Origin of the sequence: Nocardioides sp. Root151, from assembly GCF_001427925.1 — a bacterium.
Lineage (GTDB): Bacteria > Actinomycetota > Actinomycetes > Propionibacteriales > Nocardioidaceae > Nocardioides.
The window spans coordinates 254,439-272,942 of the sequence record NZ_LMGG01000004.1; the positions used below are offsets into that span (position 1 = coordinate 254,439).

General features: G+C 68.6%; 14 protein-coding genes. 7 read left to right on the top strand and 7 right to left on the bottom strand.

All coding sequences use genetic code 11. The features are described 5' to 3' along the window. Positions 1-128: 128 nt before the first annotated feature. Positions 129-671 carry a TetR/AcrR family transcriptional regulator gene (locus ASD66_RS09760; RefSeq protein WP_056676747.1) on the bottom strand — a complete coding sequence of 181 codons (543 nt, stop codon included), beginning with the start codon at positions 669-671 and terminating at the stop codon, positions 129-131. On the opposite strand from ASD66_RS09760, the gene ASD66_RS09765 reads away from it, so the two are divergent. Beyond that, positions 665-1,681, top strand: a complete 1,017-nt coding sequence (locus tag ASD66_RS09765; protein ID WP_235530032.1) for an alpha/beta hydrolase — start codon at positions 665-667, stop codon at positions 1,679-1,681. The genes ASD66_RS09760 and ASD66_RS09765 overlap by 7 nt on opposite strands. Positions 1,682-1,763: 82 nt before the next feature. Here the strand turns inward: ASD66_RS09765 and ASD66_RS09770 are convergent, their stop codons facing one another. From ASD66_RS09770 to ASD66_RS09785, 3 genes are all read right to left on the bottom strand, one after another. Further along, complete coding sequence (locus tag ASD66_RS09770) at positions 1,764-2,009, bottom strand: hypothetical protein (RefSeq protein WP_056890825.1); 246 nt, start codon at positions 2,007-2,009, stop codon at positions 1,764-1,766. Between the two features lie 745 nt (positions 2,010-2,754). Then, positions 2,755-4,212: an AAA family ATPase gene (locus tag ASD66_RS09775; RefSeq protein WP_162254262.1), complete on the bottom strand. Its 1,458-nt coding sequence runs from the start codon at positions 4,210-4,212 to the stop codon at positions 2,755-2,757. Between the two features lie 180 nt (positions 4,213-4,392). Further along, positions 4,393-5,220, bottom strand: coding sequence for a hypothetical protein (locus ASD66_RS09785; protein ID WP_156388622.1), 828 nt, complete (start codon positions 5,218-5,220; stop codon positions 4,393-4,395). Between the two features lie 523 nt (positions 5,221-5,743). On the opposite strand from ASD66_RS09785, the gene ASD66_RS09790 reads away from it, so the two are divergent. The 6 genes from ASD66_RS09790 to ASD66_RS09815 all read left to right on the top strand — a co-directional run bounded on the left by ASD66_RS09790 (position 5,744) and on the right by ASD66_RS09815 (position 13,089). Beyond that, positions 5,744-6,097 (top strand): DUF6504 family protein, encoded by a 354-nt coding sequence (locus ASD66_RS09790; RefSeq protein ID WP_082563518.1) that lies wholly within the window; start codon positions 5,744-5,746, stop codon positions 6,095-6,097. 12 nt (positions 6,098-6,109) lie between these two features. Continuing rightward, positions 6,110-6,601, top strand: coding sequence for an SAV_6107 family HEPN domain-containing protein (locus ASD66_RS09795; RefSeq protein ID WP_056676763.1), 492 nt, complete (start codon positions 6,110-6,112; stop codon positions 6,599-6,601). Beyond that, the gene (locus ASD66_RS09800) at positions 6,594-10,493 is read left to right on the top strand and encodes a DNA polymerase III subunit alpha (RefSeq protein WP_056890828.1); all 3,900 of its coding nucleotides are present in this window, start codon (positions 6,594-6,596) and stop codon (positions 10,491-10,493) included. Before ASD66_RS09795 ends, ASD66_RS09800 begins: the two co-directional genes overlap by 8 nt. Positions 10,494-10,575: 82 nt before the next feature. Further along, on the top strand, positions 10,576-11,286 hold the full coding sequence (locus tag ASD66_RS09805) for a methyltransferase domain-containing protein (RefSeq protein WP_056890829.1): 711 nt from the start codon (positions 10,576-10,578) through the stop codon (positions 11,284-11,286). A 69-nt stretch (positions 11,287-11,355) separates the two neighbouring features. Next, the gene (gene dinB / locus ASD66_RS09810) at positions 11,356-12,555 is read left to right on the top strand and encodes a DNA polymerase IV (protein ID WP_056891421.1); all 1,200 of its coding nucleotides are present in this window, start codon (positions 11,356-11,358) and stop codon (positions 12,553-12,555) included. Between the two features lie 96 nt (positions 12,556-12,651). Next, the gene (locus ASD66_RS09815; protein WP_056676773.1) at positions 12,652-13,089 is read left to right on the top strand and encodes a DUF3040 domain-containing protein; all 438 of its coding nucleotides are present in this window, start codon (positions 12,652-12,654) and stop codon (positions 13,087-13,089) included. Positions 13,090-13,442: 353 nt separating this feature from the next. Here the strand turns inward: ASD66_RS09815 and ASD66_RS09820 are convergent, their stop codons facing one another. The 3 genes from ASD66_RS09820 to ASD66_RS09830 are packed head-to-tail and all read right to left on the bottom strand — an operon-like array spanning position 13,443 to position 18,128. Next, entirely contained in the window at positions 13,443-15,818 is a 2,376-nt protein-coding gene (locus ASD66_RS09820) for a transglutaminaseTgpA domain-containing protein (protein WP_056890830.1), read from the bottom strand. Next, positions 15,815-17,146, bottom strand: coding sequence for a DUF58 domain-containing protein (locus ASD66_RS09825; RefSeq protein ID WP_082599429.1), 1,332 nt, complete (start codon positions 17,144-17,146; stop codon positions 15,815-15,817). The genes ASD66_RS09820 and ASD66_RS09825 overlap by 4 nt, the downstream gene beginning before the upstream one ends. A gap of 22 nt (positions 17,147-17,168) precedes the next feature. After that, positions 17,169-18,128, bottom strand: coding sequence for an AAA family ATPase (locus tag ASD66_RS09830; protein WP_056676780.1), 960 nt, complete (start codon positions 18,126-18,128; stop codon positions 17,169-17,171). Positions 18,129-18,504 lie beyond the last annotated feature (376 nt).

Consider the following 18,504-nt stretch of genomic DNA (forward strand, 5'->3'; position numbering starts at 1 on the left):
TCTCACCGGTCTCTGTGCAGAGTCGATGCTACCGGCCGGAATCGGGCGTACGCGTAGCCTCGCGAACGTCCGCAACTGCCGCATTTCGCGCTGTCTTGCCGATGAGCGAGCGGCGGACTAGAGGCCAGCTAAAGCGCCGCGAGTCGCTGGGTGAGGGAGTGGCACAGGTCCGCGGTCGCGCTGGCGTCGAGGTCGTGGGTGACGGCTCCTTCGATGGCGAAGGTGACGACCGCTACCTCGGCAAGGCGTCGAGTTTCCGAGAGCTCGATGGTCAGCTGGTCCTCGAAGAGGGCTTCCATCTTCCTATGGAACCTGGAGTGCCACTCCGCGATCCGCGGCGACCGTGCCACGCGGGCGTGCACGGTGGCAACCAGGTGACGCACTGGCCGCAGGTTGTCGACGAGCCACGCGAACTGTTCCGCCAGGGGTTGCTCGGCCACGGTTGTGTGCTGCTCGAGGAGCAGGTCCAGGTACAGGTCGGCGACAGCAACGAACAGCTCATCCTTCTCGCCGAAGTACCAATAGAGGGTGTTCGGCGTGAGTCCGGCCGCGGCGGCGATCTTGCCCATCGACGCGCCGTCATAGCCCTCGGAGACGAACAACGAACTCGCCGCGGCGACGATCTCGTCGCGCTTGGCTTCTTTGGTCTGGTCGTGGCGGATACGTGGCACACCTCATCTTGACAGCCATTCAAGAGCGCCGGCAATATCTCTTGTATGCCAATCAAGAGGAGGCTGTCATGAGTGACCGTCGAGAGCTGTTCTTCCCGTCCGGCGAAGATCGGTGCCACGCATGGCTGTACGTACCCGAGGGTGCGACTGAGGCGACCCCAGCACCCGTCCTGGTGATGGGACACGGTCTGGGAGCCATCAAGGAGATGCGCCTCGCCGCGTTCGCCGAGCGCTTCCAGGCCGAGGGGTACGCGTGCCTGGTGTTCGACTACCGCCACTTCGGGCAGAGCGGGGGCGAACCGCGGGAACTGCTGAGCATCCCCCGGCAGCGGGAGGACTGGCGGTCTGCGGTGGCGTTCGCGCGCACCCTGCCCGAGGTCGACCCCGACTCCGTGGTGGCCTGGGGAACCTCGTTTGGTGGCGGACACGCCATCGTCACCGCCGCCGACGACCCCTCCATCGCGGCGTCGATCTCCCAATGCCCCTTCACCGACGGGTTCGCGGCATTGATGAAGATCCCGCCGAAAGTGGCTGCTCGCCTGACCGGCGCAGCGGTCCGCGACCTGTTCGCAACGGCGATCGGACGCGAACCCGTGCGGGTGCCGGTCGCCGCCCGCGCCGGCGAAGTCGGCCTGATGAGCGCAAACGACGTCTCCGAAGGAGTGTTGGAACTGCTCGAAGCCTCCGGCCTCACCGAAGCCGAGTACAGGTCCCAGGTCCCGGCCCGCATCGGGCTCGCCGTGCCACTCGACAGACCCGGACGGCGAACCAAGGACCTCACCAAGCCAGCACTCTTCTGCGTCTGCGACGGCGACACCGTTGCCCCGGCGCCGGCCACACTGCGGCACGCCGCCAACGCACCCAGGGGAGAGGTCCGCCGCTACGACGCCGGACACTTCGACATCTACATCGGCGACGACTTTGACCGCGTGATTGCAGACCAGATCGCGTTCCTGCGGCAGCACGTGCCGTCGCGTCTCAACACGTCAACGCCCGGTAACGACGCCTAGGAGCGCGGGCCGGCTAGCTCCTCCAAAAGAAATGACCGCACATGCCGCTGATGGTGCACGGGCCTTCCGATCAGCGGGCGGCCTAGCCGCTGCGCAGAACCTGGTAGATCGTCTCGGATGACGGGGCAGGGCGAGGAACGTCGTTCCACCGAATTTCAAGCGCCTTCATGGCAATTGCAGCCTTGACCTCGGCAACGTCCACGTCGTCCTGGAAGAACGCGATCGACAGGCCGTTTCCAGTCGCCTCGTCGACCAAGTGGTAGGCGTTCAGTACTCCTGGGACGGTCTTGGCCGCGTCGATCACCCACTGGCGATCATCGTCTGGCATGGGCTCCCAAGACTGCGATTCGTGCGAACACGGGTTTCACCTCCGTTGATCTCTGGGACATCAGCATGCCGCGATCACCAAGGCGAGGTCTTGCGTTCTGCCAGATGCGCCCGAGTCTGCCGCGGACAGCGCGCACCCTGTCGATGTGCGGTCGCCTGCTCACCCCTGCGGCTGCCGAAGGCAATCAGCTTCTCCGGCACCTCGGCGCCGAAGCGCTGGGTGGATTCCACAACGTCGTGTAGGAACTGCAACCGCTGCTCGTGTTTACCGCAGGTCAGTTGCCTCCAATAGGGACAGAGACCCATAGCGAGTAGAAGACGACAGTTGTGGTCGCTACTCCGAAGGCTCCCGCGATCAAACTCGAACCCAGGAGGCTGTTGTGTTGATGGGTTCTCCAACCTAGGAATGCCATTGCCAGCGCGATACCGAGTTCCAGCAATGTGAGACCGCCGGGTCCGGCGACACCAAAAAAAGGAGTTCGCCAAGGGAGGGCAGTAGCAATCAGGCAGATGCCAAACGCCAGCCCATTGGCAGCGAAGCCTGCGGCTCTCTTCACAGTGCACTTAGTAGGCGACGTGAAGCCAAGACATGTCCCCGGATCCTTCAGATGAGTATCCCGAGTGTGAGGCTTCGATCGAGCGGTTGTCTGGCGAACGGCAAATTGTCATCCGGTGGAGGCCAAGGTCCCGTGTCGCGCCCAACGGTGCTCATCATTCTTGAGGGCAGGATCGGTGACAACGCACTGTTACGCCTCCTCGTTCCGGTACCCCAGCACAGCGCGTGTCATCTGGTTACGGGTGTCCAGGAGTTCGTCCAGCGCAGTATCGAGGTCGTCGGCGGTCACCTTGAGAGCATTCTCGATCGACTCGTCACGGTCGGCCGCCACGACCGCCGAGCGTCGGAGGAGTTCCTTCAGGAAGGATGCGGTCACGCCATCGGTCCGATCAAGGACGGCGTCGACGCGACTCAGATCCACGTCAAGGGTGCTGCGGTACAACTCAACGAGTCGGCGACGCGACTCGCGGTCGGGCACCTCGATGTGAACCGCCTGATCGACACGACCGGGCCGGGATGCCAGAGCGGGCTCAAGGAGGTCGGCGCGATTGGTGGTGAGCAGGAAGACGACGTCGGCGTCTTCGTCGAGGCCGTCCATCTCGTTGAGCAAGGTGAAGAGCAGCGGGGTCTCCCCGCCGTAGCGGCTGCGCTCTTCAGCGATGAGGTCGACGTCCTCGATCACGATCATCGACGGTTGCAAGGCTCGCGCCACCGAGCATGCCTCGCGGATTCCGTGGAGGGACTCGCCGGTGAGCTCAACCACGGTGGTGTCGACCAGTTCGCTGACCAGGTAGCGGACCGAGTGTGTCTTGCCGACCCCCGGAGGTCCATAGAGCAGCAACCCGCGCTTGAGGTGTTGCCCGGCCGTGCGTAACCGTGCGCTGTTGCGTGCGACTCCCACGACTTGACGTCGCAAGTCCTCGAAGGTCTCCGCAGGCAGGATGAGTTCGTCGGACGACATCGTGGGTCGTTCCTGGAACCGCAAGAGTGAGTCGCGCTCCCCGAACATGCTGTGACCGAAGGAGACCACGTGGCCGCGGTACACGTTGTGCTTCAGTGCCAGGTCACGCAAGCGGTGTCCTAGCTGCTCACCGAGGGTTGGGGCAGTCGAGATGATCTCGACGGTCACCTCCATCGAACCGTCCTCAGGGTCCGGGCCCCGGAGAAGCAGTGCGGTCCGTTCCCCGCCGTCCTCGAACAGCACCACAGCGATGCTCAGGCACTCGCGTGTCTGCCCGGCGGGTCCACTGGGGAGGCTCATGCGTGTGACGTTTCCCGGGCGTGGACCGTGTCGTCCGAAGCCGTCGCTGTCACTCAGCAGATCCGCGAGGCCAAACGGTCCGCGGTGCCGATGATCGGCGACTCCGACGACGGTGGCGGCGTCTCCGTGCTCTTCCAGGACTACGTCCAGGGCGCCCTGCACATTGACATGCTCATACGCAGGCCATCTCTCGCGGGTGATGGGCAGGTTCTCGGTGGGGACCTCGAGATGGTCAGCGATCACAGACCGGAAGGTGGGCTGGTCGAAAGCGCGGGCCTGTGCCACGAAGCGGCGTACGAAGTAACGCCCAACGCGAGCGACGTCGGAGAACTGAGGTCCTTGACCGTCACCACCTGGCGCGACGTCGGACATCACGGAGACATGCATCACCGGAGCGTAGACCGAGGTCGAGGGCATTGACCTTCGAATGCAGGAAGAGCGTCACCACAAACTGCGCACATCATGCCGTGATCCGCGCGCGGCGGCGGGCAGCATGCCGACCCACCCGCAGGGTCCGACTCGTCGCGCTTCCACATGTCGCCTCGTGAGTAGCAGCAAGTTGCGCTGCTAGCGGCTCTTCACAACGAAGCGCTCGACCACGATGGTGCGTTGCTTCACGTAGGCCTCACGTCGGAGGTCATCGAGGGTTCGGATGCCGCCCAAGAACTCTTCGCGCCCTTGGTCAGTGGCCGGAAATGCGATCGTTTCGTCGGGATGTACCTCGCCGAGTGCAGTTTCTTGGGCCGCCAGACGGAACGACTCGGGGTTGGATGCCACGCTTCCCTGGCTATCGAGAATGACAAGAGCATCGTCCATTGCCTCGAGGCCCTGGATGTAGTCAGCGGGGTCGGCGTCTGGTGAGATCGTGATGATGAACCGAACCTCGTCCCGGTCGCGCACTGCTGCCCCCCACGCCTCGGCCACGGTCAGGGTTGCCGTGAGTTCACGCCAGTCCGCATCCTCCGCGTCGACGTCGACTCGCTCATCGTCCGGAGCTTCCTCGTCGCCGTTCATGGCGTGACGGCCTGCTGCAGTGACCTGGACGTCAACGACGGAGCCCCGAACGATCCCGTCGGCCACAGGCGCGGGATCCGCCCCGTCAATGATGATCTCCTGGCCGGGCAGGTAGTCGGTGAGGTCCTCGGCGTAGATGAGGGACTCAGTGCCCTCGCTGGCGCCGGCCATCGAATGGAAGAGGGCGGTGGTCGCGTCTTCGTCTGTCAGCTCAGGCTTGGAGTCGCTGGCACAGCCGGCGGTCCAGGTGAGGGCACAGCCCGCCAGCGCGGTGGCGACGAGTGCTTTCCTGCTCATGGTGTTCCCCTTGGATATGGGGTTGAGGTCGGGGTGGAACTGGGGATGAGACGTGGCCAGGTCGCCGTCGGTTCCCCGGGCCATCAGCACACCCGCTGACGTGAGCGCGAACGTGGTCTGAGTAGGTGCCCGAAGGCAGTGGGTACGTCGCAAGCATGCACCCAAATGTTGCCGGCCCCACGCGATCCTTGCAGCAGTTCACTTTCTCGTGGCGGCAATGGCATGGCTCTGGGCGTGGCTCGACGCATCGGCGTCGTGAAGCCGCCGCCAGGAGTGGACGGGGCCTTCTGTCGGCGAAATCTCGTGAGTTCAGGTCGGTCTGAGCCGACTGTCGGTGGTCAGTCGTAGGTTCGATTCAGGTCGCTCGACGCGGGTCTCCGGAAACCAGTTCCACACGGTTTCGGACAGAGGTTGACGCGTTGTCGGGGGCCGGGTGTACCTTTGACTTGTTCGAACAAATGTTCGATCAAGCCCGGCGGAGGCGACCTCGACCCCCGCCTCCGCCGGGATCACACAGCAGGGCACCAGGGGTCGAGAACGAGGGGTCGAGAAGCACACATCAGCAGGGGTCGAAACCGTCACGAAAGCTCTGGGGAAGGAGCAGGACATGCGTCGGTACGACGACCCCGTGGAAGTCCGTAGGGGAATGGTGGGACAGGCCGGCCGTCAGGTGGAGGCTCCCGAGCAGTTCCTCTGGCGAGGCAAGTTGTGGAAGGTGCGCGACGTCGTCGCGCACTGGGTGGAGACCGGGCCGTGGTGGCAGTCGGCCGGCGTCCGCGCCGTCATCGGCAGCGACGACGACGGAGCCGAGGGAGACCTGGCCACGCTCGGGGCCGACCTGCTCGCCGAGCGCGAGATGTGGCGGGTCGAGGCCGGCAACGGCATGACCGGCGGGGGAGTCTTCGACCTCGCCTTCTCGTGGGCCGACGGCAACTGGCAGCTTCTCGGCTGCGCGGACTGAAGGAGCGACGACATGAATCCCTACTGTCTCCCCGCCACCACCCACTCCTACCTCGAGCGGGCCGCCGAGTCCCTGCGTGAAGCGATCACCGCGACCGAGGTGCCCACCCGCTATGCCTGTGCGCACGTCGCGGCGTTGCGGGCGGCCGCCGCGCTGATCGCGGCCAAGGCTGTGCCGACACCGACGACCAGCCGCCGCCGTGCCCAGAAGAACGCCTGGGTGCTGCTCACCGAGGTGGCCCCCGAGCTCGGCGAATGGGCGGCGTTCTTCGCCGCCGGTGCCTCCAAGCGGGCCGCCGCCGAGGCCGGTTCGACCCGTGCCGTCACCGAGCGCGAGGCCGACGACCTGGTCCGCGAGTCCGACCGGTTCCTGGCCGTCATCGAGCAGTCGCTGGGCCTCTCCCCGCACGTCCCGGTCGAGCGCCAGCTGCCCTGGCGCGCCGGAAACGCGCATTCGATGGAGCGTGCCGGCACCCTGGACGAGCGAGCTGGGAGAAGTGCCTGACCCGTTCGTCCATCTCCACGTGGCCTCCGGCTACTCGCTCCAGTACGGCGCAAGCCATCCCCACGTGCTGGTCGAGCGCGCCGTCGAACAGGAGATGGACACGCTCGCGTTGACCGATCGCGACGGCACCTACGGCGCGGTCCGGTTCGTGAAGGCCTGCCAGCGGGCGGGCGTCCGTCCGGTGCTGGGAGTGGACCTGGCGTATGCGGCTTCATGGTCGCCTGGTTTCGAGATGGTTCCTGAGGAGGTCGCGCAGCGTCGTTCTCGACCAGCGGGTTCGTCACGGACGCCGGTGCGGGGCGGGGCGTTCCGCGAGCAGGGGCTGCCCCGGGCGGTGTTCCTGGCCTCGGGCAAGGCTGGGTGGGGGGCGATCTGCCGGCTCATCTCGGCCACCCATCTGGCCGGCGAACGCGGCCGACCGGTGACCACGCCCGAGCTGATCGCCGAGCACCTCGGCGACGACGTACTGGTGCTGCTCGGACCGTCCTCGACCCTCGGCGATGCGGCCACCCTGCGTCGTGACGACCACGCCCGCGACGTACTCAACCGCTGGCGCGAGGTCGTCCCGGCCGGCAACCTCCTCGTCGAGGTCACCTCCCACCGGCTGCCCGGCCACGGTCCGGGCTCCTCGGCCCACGCTGCCCGCATGGCCGGGGCGGCGCGGGCTGCCGGGCTGCCGGTGCTGCTGACCAACGCGGTCCGGTACGCCGACCGACTCGACGCGCCGACCGTCGACGTACTCGATGCTGCCCGCACCCTGGTGCCCCTGGGCTCGGCAGGGCTGTCCCGCATCGGACCGGGCGGGTTCCGCGGCAACGCCGAGGGCTTCCTCAAGTCCGGCAAGCAGATGCACGACGTGGCCGACGAGATCTGCCGGCATGCCGGACTGGGTGATCGGGAGGCTCGCGACCTGCTGGCGCGCACTCGGCAGACGGCGGACCGGTGCGTGCTCGACCCGAAGCGGGATCTCGGTCTGGGTGAGGTGCACTTCCCGGAGTTCGAGGTCGTCGGGTCGGGGTCTCGATACGGTCGCAGAGCGACCTACTCGACCAACGAGAGGGAGCGCTCCTCGACCGCCGAAAGGGAGCGGCACTCGACTGGCGAAAGGCAGCGGTCATCGACTGCCGAGATCGCCGACGCGGAGCTGCGGGCGCGGTGCGAGTCCGCGATCGGACGGCGATATGGGAACGCACCACGGCAGCGCATCTGGAAGCGGCTCGACGACGAGCTCGAGATGATCCGCGAGCTCGGCTACGCGTCGTACTTCCTCACCGTCGGCGACGTGGTCGACCTGATCCGCGAGATGGAGGTGCGGGTGGCGGCGCGCGGCTCGGGCGCCGGCAGCCTGGTCAACTACCTGCTCGGCGTCTCCGGTGTCGACCCGATCCGCCACGGCCTGCTGATGGAGCGGTTCCTCTCGCCGCTGCGCCAGGACCTTCCCGACATCGACGTCGACGTGGAGTCGGCGCGACGGCTCGAGGTCTACGACGCGATCCTCGACAAGTACGGCGGCGAGCGGTGTGTGGCGGTCTCGATGATGGACACCTACCGGGTGCGCCATGCGGTGCGCGATGTCGGGGCGGCGCTCGGCATGCCGCCCGGCGAGACCGACGCGATCGCCAAGGCCTTCCCGCACATCCGGGCCAGGGACGCCCGCATGGCGCTGAAGGACCTGCCCGAGCTGCGGGCCAGCGGGTTGGGGGAGGAGCGCCTCGACCTGATGTTCCGACTGGTCGAACGACTCGACGGCCTGCCTCGCCACATCGCGATGCACCCGTGCGGCGTACTCCTCTCCGACGCGACCCTGCTCGACCGCACGCCGGTGGAGGCCAGCTGGTCGGGCTACCCGATGAGCCAGTTCGACAAGGACGACGTCGAAGACCTCGGCCTGCTCAAGCTCGACGTGCTCGGCATCCGCATGCAGTCGGCGATGGCGCACGCCCTCACCGAGATCAAGCGGGTCGACGACGTCGAGATCGACCTCGACAACGAGGCGGAGGTGCCCTTCGACGACGACCAGACCTTCGAGATGATCAGCGAGTCCAAGACGCTGGGGGTCTTCCAGATCGAGTCGCCCGGGCAACGCGAGCTGGTCGGCAAGTCCGGCATCGAGTCCTTCTCCGACATCATCACCGACATCTCGCTGTTCCGCCCCGGGCCGGTCAAGAGCGACATGATCACGCCCTACCTCAATGCCAAGCAGGGCTGGAAGATGCCGTCCTATCTCCACGACGACCTCAAGCCGATCCTGTCCCAGACCCACGGAGTGGTGGTCTTCCACGAGCAGGTCATCGAGATCATCGCGCGGTTCGCCGGGGTGACCAACGCCGAGGCCGATGAGAAGCGGCGGGCGCTCGGCGACACCGAGGGCATGGCCGACACCAAACTGTGGTTCTTCCCGCGCTGCCTGGGGCTGGGCTACACCACCCGGGTCGCCGAGCAGATCTGGAAGATCCTCGAGGCCTTCGCGTCGTTCGGCTTCTGCAAGGCCCACGCGGCGGCGTTCGCGCTGCCGACCTACCAGTCGGCCTGGCTCAAGGCGCACTGGCCGGCGCACTTCCTCTCCGGCGTGCTCACCCACGACCCCGGCATGTATCCCAAGCGGCTGATCCTCGATGACGCCCGCCAGTTCGGCATCACCGTGCTCGGCCTCGACGTCAACCGCAGTGAGAAGGCGTACGTCGTCGAGAAGCTCGACGACGGCTACGGCATCCGGCTCGCACTCGCGGAGGTGAAGGGCATCAACGAGGGCGAGGTCGAGCGCATCATCGCCGCCCGGGGCGGACAGGGCGGTGAGCTGCCGGTGCCCTACCAGTCCCTGACCGACTTCTGGCACCGCGCCCACGTCTCCCGGCCGGTCTGCGAGCGGCTGGTGCTGGCCGGCGGCTTCGACGACCTCTACGGCATCGGGTCGCCCCTCGTCGTACGCCGCCGCGGCACGGTGACCCGTCGTGACCTGTTGCTCCAGGTCGCCGAGCTCGACCGGATCGCCCGGTCGGTGGCCCGTTCGTCGACCCGCGGCCGGGGCCTGTCCTCGAAGGGGCTGAGGCCCGCGGCGCGCACACCCGCGCAGGAGCGGGCCGACCAGGCCGCCGAGCGCAGCAGCAGCGACCCGCTGGTCAGGGAGGAGGCTCCGGCCGTCGAGCGCCACGCGCTGGCCTCGGCCGGGGTGTGGGCCAAGGCGGCCGCCCAGTCGAGGGCGACGAAGAGCCCGCGGCCGGTCACCAGCGTCCAGCTCACCCTCGAGCTGGGCGACGAGCCGGGAGAAGAGGCCAGCGGCTTGCCGGAGATGAACGTCGAGGAGCGCATGAAGGCCGAGCTCGAGATCCTCGGCCTCGACGTCAGCGCCCACGTCGTCGACGACTACGCCGCCTTCCTCGACGAGCTCGGTGTGGTCCGCAGCAAGGACCTGCTGTCCCAGCGCAGCCGGTCCGAGCTGCTGGTCGCGGGGGTCAAGGTGGCCACCCAGACTCCGCCGATCCGCTCCGGCCGACGGGTCATCTTCCTGACCCTCGACGACTCCACCGGCCCGGTCGACGCCACCTTCTTCGAGGACGCGCAGGGCCCCTACGCGGCCACGGTCTTCCACTCCTGGCTGCTGGTCGTGCGCGGCGAGCTGCGGCGTACCGGCCGGCGCGGGGTCTCGGTCCGCGCCACCGGTTGCTGGGAGCTCCCCGAGCTGTACGCCGAGTGGCGGGCCGGAGGCGTCGAGGCAGTGTGCGAGACGATGGCGCAGGTGCCCGGCGGGTTCGAGAGCACCGGCCCCAAGCGGGTCCTCGTGCACACCAGCGGGTTCCGGATGTCGCCGTACTCCGACATCAAGCCGGCCGGCGAGCAGACCCGCGACGTGGCCCGCAAGCTGTGGCACCGCAGCCCCGGGAGTGCCGGATGAGAACCTCCGTCGCCAAGACACGCCAACCAGTGCAGGGCTTCCGGCCCCGACCACCAGGACCCCGACCACTAGTCTGGGAGCCATGTCTGCCAGTGAACGCCGAGGCGCCACCCGCACAGCTGTCGTCTGGGAGTCCCTGCGCGACGTACTCGCCACCCCTGGCGACGTGCTCGACATCGGGGGCGGCACCGGCGGCTTCGCGGTGCGCGTCGCCGAGCTCGGCCACCGCGTCTCCGTGGTCGACCCCAGCCCCGACGCCCTCGCCGCGCTCAGCAGGCGGGCCCAGGAGTTCGGCGTCGCCGACCGGGTCACCGGCCAGCAGGGCGAGCTCTCCGGGCTGCTCGACGTGGTCGGCGAGGCCAGTGCCGACGTGGTGCTGTGCCACGGCGTCCTCGAGATCGTCGACGACCCGGCCGCCGCACTCGCCACACTGGCCCGGGTGCTCCGCCCCGGCGGCACCCTCAGCCTCCTGGTCGCCCAGCGCCATGCGGCCGTGGTGGCACGGGCGATGGCCGGCCACTTCGCCCAGGCTCGCGCCGTGCTGGCCGGCGACTCCACCGGCAAGGCCGGGCACCGGTTCACCAGTGACGAGCTCACCGCACTGCTCGACGGTGCCGGCTTCGCGACCCGCTCGATCCACGGCGTCCGGGTCTTCGCCGACCTGGTTCCGGGCTCGCTGCTCGACCTCGAACCCGGTGCCACCCAGGCGCTGCTCGAGCTCGAGCAGGATGTCGCCACCCGCCCCGAGTACCTCCCGCTGGCCACCCAGGTGCACGTGCTCGCCACGCACTGACTCGAGTCGAGTGCTCAGGTGGTCACCAGAGCGACCACCTGAGCACTCGACCCAGGGAGCGTGGTCGCGATGAGCGACCGCACCGATCTCTCCGCCGGCTGCCACCTGCTGCACGTCGACATGGACGCGTTCTACGCCTCCGTGATGATCCGCGACCGCCCCGACCTGGCCGACGTACCCGTCATCGTCGGCGGCGGCCACCGCGGCGTCGTGCTCTCGGCCAACTACCCGGCCCGGGTGCACGGGGTCCGCTCGGCGATGCCGATGACCCGGGCCCGCCGCGCCTGCCCGCAGGCGGTGGTGATCAGCCCCGACTACGACGCGTTCAGCACGGTGTCGTCCTCGGTGATGGAGACGTTCCGCCGGATCACCCCGCTGGTCGAGGCGATGTCGCTGGACGAGGCCTTCCTCGACGTCAGCGGCGCCACCCGGCGACTGGGCTCACCATTGCGGATCGCGGAGATGCTCCGCGCCCGGGTGTACGACGAACAACGCATCACGTGCTCGGTCGGCATCGCCGGCTCGGTGTCGGTGGCCAAGCTGGCCAGCCGGCGCGCCAAGCCCGACGGCGTGGTGGTGGTGCCCGACGACCAGGTGACCACCTTCCTGCACCCGCTCGACGTCGGAGAGCTGTGGGGCGTGGGGGAGAAGACCTCCGAGATGCTCCATCGGCTCGGCCTGAACACCGTTGGCGACCTGGCCCACACTCCGTTGCGCACCCTGCAGCGCGCGGTCGGCACCGGCTTGGGCAGCCAGCTGCACGACCTGGCCTGGGGGAGCGATCGGCGGGCGATCACCCCGCGCCGGCACACCGACGATCCCGACAAGAGCATGGGAGCCGACGAGACGTTCGGTCGCGACACCGACGACCGCGAGCTGATCCTGCGCGAGGTGCTGCGGCTCTCGGCCAAGGTCGCCGGCCGCATGCGCACCGCCAGGGTGGCCGGTCGCACCATCACCCTGCGGGTGCGCTTCGCCGACTTCACCACGATCACCCGGTCGAAGACGCTGCCCGAGGCGACCGACGTCACCCAGGAGATCCACCGCACCGCGACACGGTTGTACGACGCCCTCGGCCTGCAACGTGCCCGGGTGCGGTTGGTCGGCGTACGCGTCGAGGGGTTGGTGCCGCGGCAGAGCGTCCACCGACAGCTGGTGCTGGGGGAGCGGGAGCACGGCTGGGCCGAGGCCGACCGGGCCGTGGACCGGGCCGCGTTGCGCTTCGGATCTGCCGTGGTGCGCCCCGCCAGCCTGATCGGAGGCGCATGAAGAATGAACAATTTTGCCCTCCGGGTACCACCTTTGCGCTGCGCTGCCTAGACTTGGTGCAAAGACCACAGGTCCGTTGCGATCAAGGGAGGAAACGTGCCGCTCTCGGAAGAGGAACTTCGTCTGCTCGAGCAGATGGAGCGCGCCCTTGTCGAGGAGGACCCCAAGTTCGCCTCGACGCTGCGCGGCACCTCGTTCAGGCGTGCGGCGCGACGCCGCGCGATCCTCGCGGGTGTCGTCTTCGCGGTCGGAATCGCCGTGCTGATGTCCGGTGCGATCTTCCAGATGATCCCGGTCGGCGTGCTCGGCTTCGTGATCATGCTGGTCTCGGCCACCTACGGCCTGACCACCCTGCGCGGTCGTGCCGCCCCCGCCTCCGGTGAGGGCGACGTGAAGGAGACCCGCCACGGGTTCGGTGTCGTCGACGGCGGCAGGGTGCACCGGCCGAAGGCTCGTCGTGGTCGTTCCTCGGCTCCGTTCATGGAGCGTCTCGAGGAGCGGTGGCGTCACCGCCGCGACAACGGCGGCCTCTGACCCGTCGCAACTCCGATCGATCGACCCGTCGTGGGAACGTGTCGACGCACGCCCCGAACCTCCAGCGGTTCTTCACCGGTGACCTGCCCTGAGCGCGGCAAGCCGGCGGACCGTTCAACATGCAGTTCTTACCAGGGCGCGCATCCGTGAGCGTGCGTCGTACGACGCGTTGACCGAACTGCATGTTGAACGGTCCGTTCGCCGCGGGGGCGACAGTGTGAAGAACTCGCGAGAGGTGGGTTCGCGCCGACCCGTCGCGAACTCGCTGGAGGACGCCAGCGGGTGCACCTCGGGTCAGAACTGGCGACAGGTCACCATGAACTGGCGACGGGTCGCCGCGAACTGGCGACGGGTCAGGACATCTGGTCGATGGGACCGGTGCGGTGCCGGCGTCCGGCTGCGGCGCGAGCCGAGGCGCTCGACGGGGCCGGGGAGAGCAGCGACGCCGGCAGCCAGTCCGCGCGCCAGCGAGCGCGCTGGGTGACCCCGCCACGCAGGGCGCCGATGCAGTGGTCGAGGTGCGAGCGGGCCTCGTCGACCTCCATCAGCGTCGGCGTGGCCGCATAACGGGACTGCTCCAGGGCGGCCACCAGCGCGGTCAGCGACCGCATCGCAGCCGGGTTGGTCTCCGGACCGGTCGGCGGGATCACTTCGCTCGCAGAGCTGACCTCGGCACCGAAGAACTCGGCGATCTCGCGCCCGGTGGCCCGTGGGGAGCGGCCGGACGGCCAGGCACGGCCGACATCGACGACCACGTCACGCAGCTCGACCCACGCCACCTCGGCCGGGTCGCCGCCCGCGTGCCAGCGACGGGTGGCACGGGTCCGGCGCAGCATGCGCGGGGCCAGCGCGAGCCCGATCAACAGCAGCAGCCCGCCCCCACCCCAGAGGAACGGGATGACGGAGAGGCCGTTGTCCTTGTCGCCGTCGGACTTCTTGTCCTCCTGCTGCGGCGCGGTCGACGGCTGGTTCCCGGAGGGCCGGCGCGTCGGTGCGGAGGAGCTGGTCTGGTTGCTCGGGTCGTTGTCGGGGTTCTCGCGGTCGATCCGGTCGTTGGTGTACGACGGTACGGAGCCGATGTGGGACGACGGGGTCGGCTCGAACTTCACCCAGCCGGCGTCCTCGAAGTAGAGCTCGGGCCAGGCGTGCAGGTCCTTGGAGCTGAATTCGTACTCGCCCGATGACAACTCGTCGGCCTGGAAGAAACCGACGGCCACCCTCGCCGGAATGTCCACGGACCGCGCCATCACCGCCATCGCGGAGGCGAACTGCTCGCAGTAGCCCACCTTGTCCTGGAGGAACTCCACCAACGCGTCGTTCCCGTTGCCCGGGTCGGGTGTCGTGGAGTAGCGGAAGTCCCCGCCGCGGAAGTAGCGCTGGATCGCCTGCGCCTTCTCGAAGTCTGTGTCGAAGTCCTTGGTGAGGTCGTGGGCCAGCTGCGTGACCTCGTCCGGGATCTGGGGAAGGGCCGTGAAACGCGTCTGGATGCTGGACGGCGGAGCCCCCGCGTCGGCGAGCTCCTGCCCGCTGAAGTCGGGGATCAACTCGGTCAGGGAGTAGTTGAGGCCTCGGGTGTCCTGGTCCTCGTCGGCGGTGTAGAAGTCGAGGATCTCCGCGTCGTAGCGCCATTCCGAGCCGGCCTCGATCGAGGCGACGTACATCGGCGTCGGCAGCCACCACGACTTGAGGTTGTCGGAGATGGAGATCTTCCAGTCGCGGGTCCGCGTCGGATAGACGTTGCTGAGCCCGATCGGGTACGGCATCTCGCCCGTGGCACCCTGGTCGCCCTCGAGGTCGCGGTTGCCGGGCGTCCAGGCCTGGCCGGTGAACGTCGTCAGCACCGAGGTGCGGAGGTACTCCGGCGCCGGGCCGGGGGAGTCGACCCGGACCAGGGGTACGTCCGCGCCCTGCACGAGGTCGCGCTTCAGGTCGGTCATCGGGTTGGTGATGCGGACCTCGCGGTCGCCGTCGCCGCCGGGACCGTCACCACCGATGAGGTTCAGGTCGAGCGTCGGGATCAGCAACGGCACGAACAGGGCCAGCGCGGTGGCACTCGCACCCAGTGCGACGGGGTGCCGGCGGGCATCGCGTCCGCCGAACACCGACATGCGTTCGGCGTCGACCGGCGCACCGAACTGTCGACCCCAACGCGAGATGCGGCCGCCCTCCTGGAGGGCGAGCATCATCAGGAAGCCGGTGACGGTGAGCACGAAGACCAGCCAGTTGACCGACTTGTCGAGAATGCTGACCGGCAACGTGTAGATGATCAGCAGCGGCAGTCCGGCGACGGGAACGCGGGCCAGGGTCACCGCGCACAGGTCGACCAGGACATGACAGACGAGTCCGCCGAGGACCAGGACCGGCCCCACCTCACGCACGTGCGTGGGCACCGGGGCGGCGTACTGGCGCATCGCCTCCAACGAGTCGGCGAAGGCCTGCGCGGCGGCGGTCACGGATCCTCCGGTGGGGATCACCGACGTGCCGTAGACCGCATTCGCGAAGAGGAGTACGCCGAGCAGCTGGGCCGCCACCACGACGATGATCGGGAACCGCACCCACCGGGTGAGCACACCGATCGCACTGATGAACGGGATGCCGAAGAAGAGCGCCGGCAGGTAGGACGTGGAGGCCTGCACGAACCCGCCCCACGACCACAGGGCGAACCACGACGTGACGGCGGTGGCCATCACGAGTGGCAGGGAGACAGCGGCGTGCGCGCGCCCGGTCATGACTCGGCCCCGCGGGTGAAGCCGGTGAGACCGGTCAGCGGACGGGCGGAGGGGTGGCTCTCCAGCGGGATGTCGGCGCCGGTGATGGCGCGGCGGCCGAGCTCCTGCCAGAGGCTCGGCAGTCGGTCGGTGGGTCCGCAGGAGACCGCGCGCCAGCCGAGTGCGTTGAGCCAGTCGGCGGTGGCGGCGGTGCTCTTGCCGACGGTGGAGCGCGGGGCCCGACCCCACGCGTCGACGTCGAGGGCGATCGCCATCGGCGAGGAGCCGTGCAGCCTCATGCGGCGCAGCACGGCCTGGTCGTGGTCGTCGAGACCACCGAGCACGCCGACCAGCAGGCTGGAGTGGGTGGAGTCGCCGAGCCAGTCGGTGGCGAGGTGCGAACGCTGGGTCGGCGCGATCACGGCCAGCGCCTCGAGGAGGGGACCGGTGTTCTGCGCGGAGCCGCGGTCGTGCCAGGCCGTGTTCGGGTCCTCGCCCTCGGCGGTGACCAGGCGGACGGTGAACCCGCGCTGCGTCAGGTGCACGGCGATCGATGCCGCCGCGGAGACCGCAGCCTCGAGTGACGAGGCGACCCCCTGCCCCCGATGGGCGGTCAGCCGGTTGTCGATGAAGACCGTGGCCCGCGACTGCCAGGGCTGTTCCTCGCGACGCACCATCAGCTCGCCGACCCGGGCACTGCTGCGCCAGTGGACCCGGCGCAGGTCGTCGCCGCGGCGGTACTCGCGGACGGTGACGTCCTCGGCGCTGCCGGTGGCGAACGCGCGCGGCCGGTTGTCGCCGGAGCCGGTCCAGGCCCCGGACAGTGGAATCGTCGGCAGCGCGACGGTGCGCGGGGTGACGGTCACCGGCACCGTGGACTGGAAGGCCCGGCCCAGCTCGACCAGGCCGAAGGGGTCACTGACGCGGACCGTCATCGGGCCGATCTCGAACCTGCCGCGCACGTCGGAGCGCACCTGGTAGGTCACCCGACGGTGCACGTCGTGGCGGATCCCGTCGACCACGAACCGTGGCCGGGTGCCGAGCACGAACGGCACCTGGTCCTCGAGGAGCAGCAGGCCGGTCCGCGTGCGGCCCTGGTTGTTGAGCTCGAGGCTGACCTGTGCCGGCTGGCCGGCGGCGACCAGCTGCGGACCGACCGTGCGCACCAGCGACAGCTGGTAGCGACTGCGGCCGATCAGGAAGGCCGCGATCAGCGGCAGGGCCACCAGGAGCACGCCGACCCTGGTCAGGGCCCCCTGTCCGAGCAGGATCGCGCAGACCACGGCTGTCGTGCCAGCGGCCAGGAACGCCCTGCCCCGACTGGTGAGTCCTGCGAGTCCCGTGCGCATCGTGTGGTCTGCTTCGCTCTCGTCAGGCCGTCGGAACCGGTACTGCGGCGACCAGCGAGTCGAGGATGGCGCCGGTCGTGCGGCTGCTCATCGCGGCCTCGACGCTGGGCAGCAGGCGGTGCGCGAGCACCGGCCGGGCCATTGCGTGGACGTCGTCGGGCAGCACGTAGTTGCGTCCGTGCACCGCGGCGTACGCCTTGGCCGCACGGATCAGGTGGAGGGACGCGCGCGGCGAGGCCCCGAGGTTGAGGTCGGGGGTGTTGCGGGTGGCCGTGGTCAGTGCCACCGCGTAGCGCAGCACGGCGTCGGCGCAGTGGATGCCGTTGACGATGCCGATCATCTTGCGGATCTCGCTGGCGTCGGTGACCGGCTCGAGGTCGTCGAGCGGGTTGCGGCTGGTGTGGGAGGCGAGCATCGCGATCTCGGCTGCGTGCACCGGGTAGCCCATGGAGATGCGGGCCATGAACCGGTCGCGCTGCGCCTCGGGGAGCGCGTAGGTGCCCTCCATCTCGATCGGGTTCTGGGTGGCGATCACCATGAACGGCGACTCGAGCTGCCAGGTGTTCCCGTCGACGGTGACCTGGTGCTCCTCCATGCACTCCAGGAGCGCGGACTGCGTCTTGGGGGAGGCCCGGTTGATCTCGTCGCCGACCACGATGTTGGCGAAGATGCCGCCGGGCCGGAACTCGAACTCCCGCGTGTCCTGGTTGAAGATGCTGACCCCGGTCACGTCGGAGGGCAGCAGGTCCGGGGTGAACTGGATGCGGCGCACCGTCGAGTCGATCGACCGGGCCAGCGCCTTGCTCAACATCGTCTTGCCGACACCCGGGATGTCCTCGATCAGGAGGTGGCCCTCGGCAAGCAGCACCGTCACCGCCGTGGTGACCACCTCGGTCTTGCCCTCGATGACCGCGTCGATGTTGTCGCGCACCTTCGCTGCCACCCGCGCGACGTTCTCGACGTCACCTGTTTCCGCCGCCACCGCGTGCCTCCACGTCCCTGTTCGCGGGCGCTCCCGAACCGGCGCCCCGTTCCCCGACCAGTCAAGCGTATGTCTGGTTGTCCATACCTCAGACGACGCGGGATCGGGATCGGTTCGTGACCTGCGCGGTTTTCTCCACCTTTTCCTCCACTTCGCTCCACCACCGCGCGCCGATCTGCTCCACCGGCGCACCACCGAAGTCGGCTCCCGGCCCGAAAAGTGGCGCTGACCTGCGCAAACGAGATGGCCACCGGTTTCCCGTCGTACGACGACCGCCCGGCCACCTGGTCGCTGTACGGCCCAAATCGGTGGGAGAAACGCGCGGGGAATGGTTGACGGTGGATGAGAGTGGAGTAATGTGGGGCGAAGTGGAGGA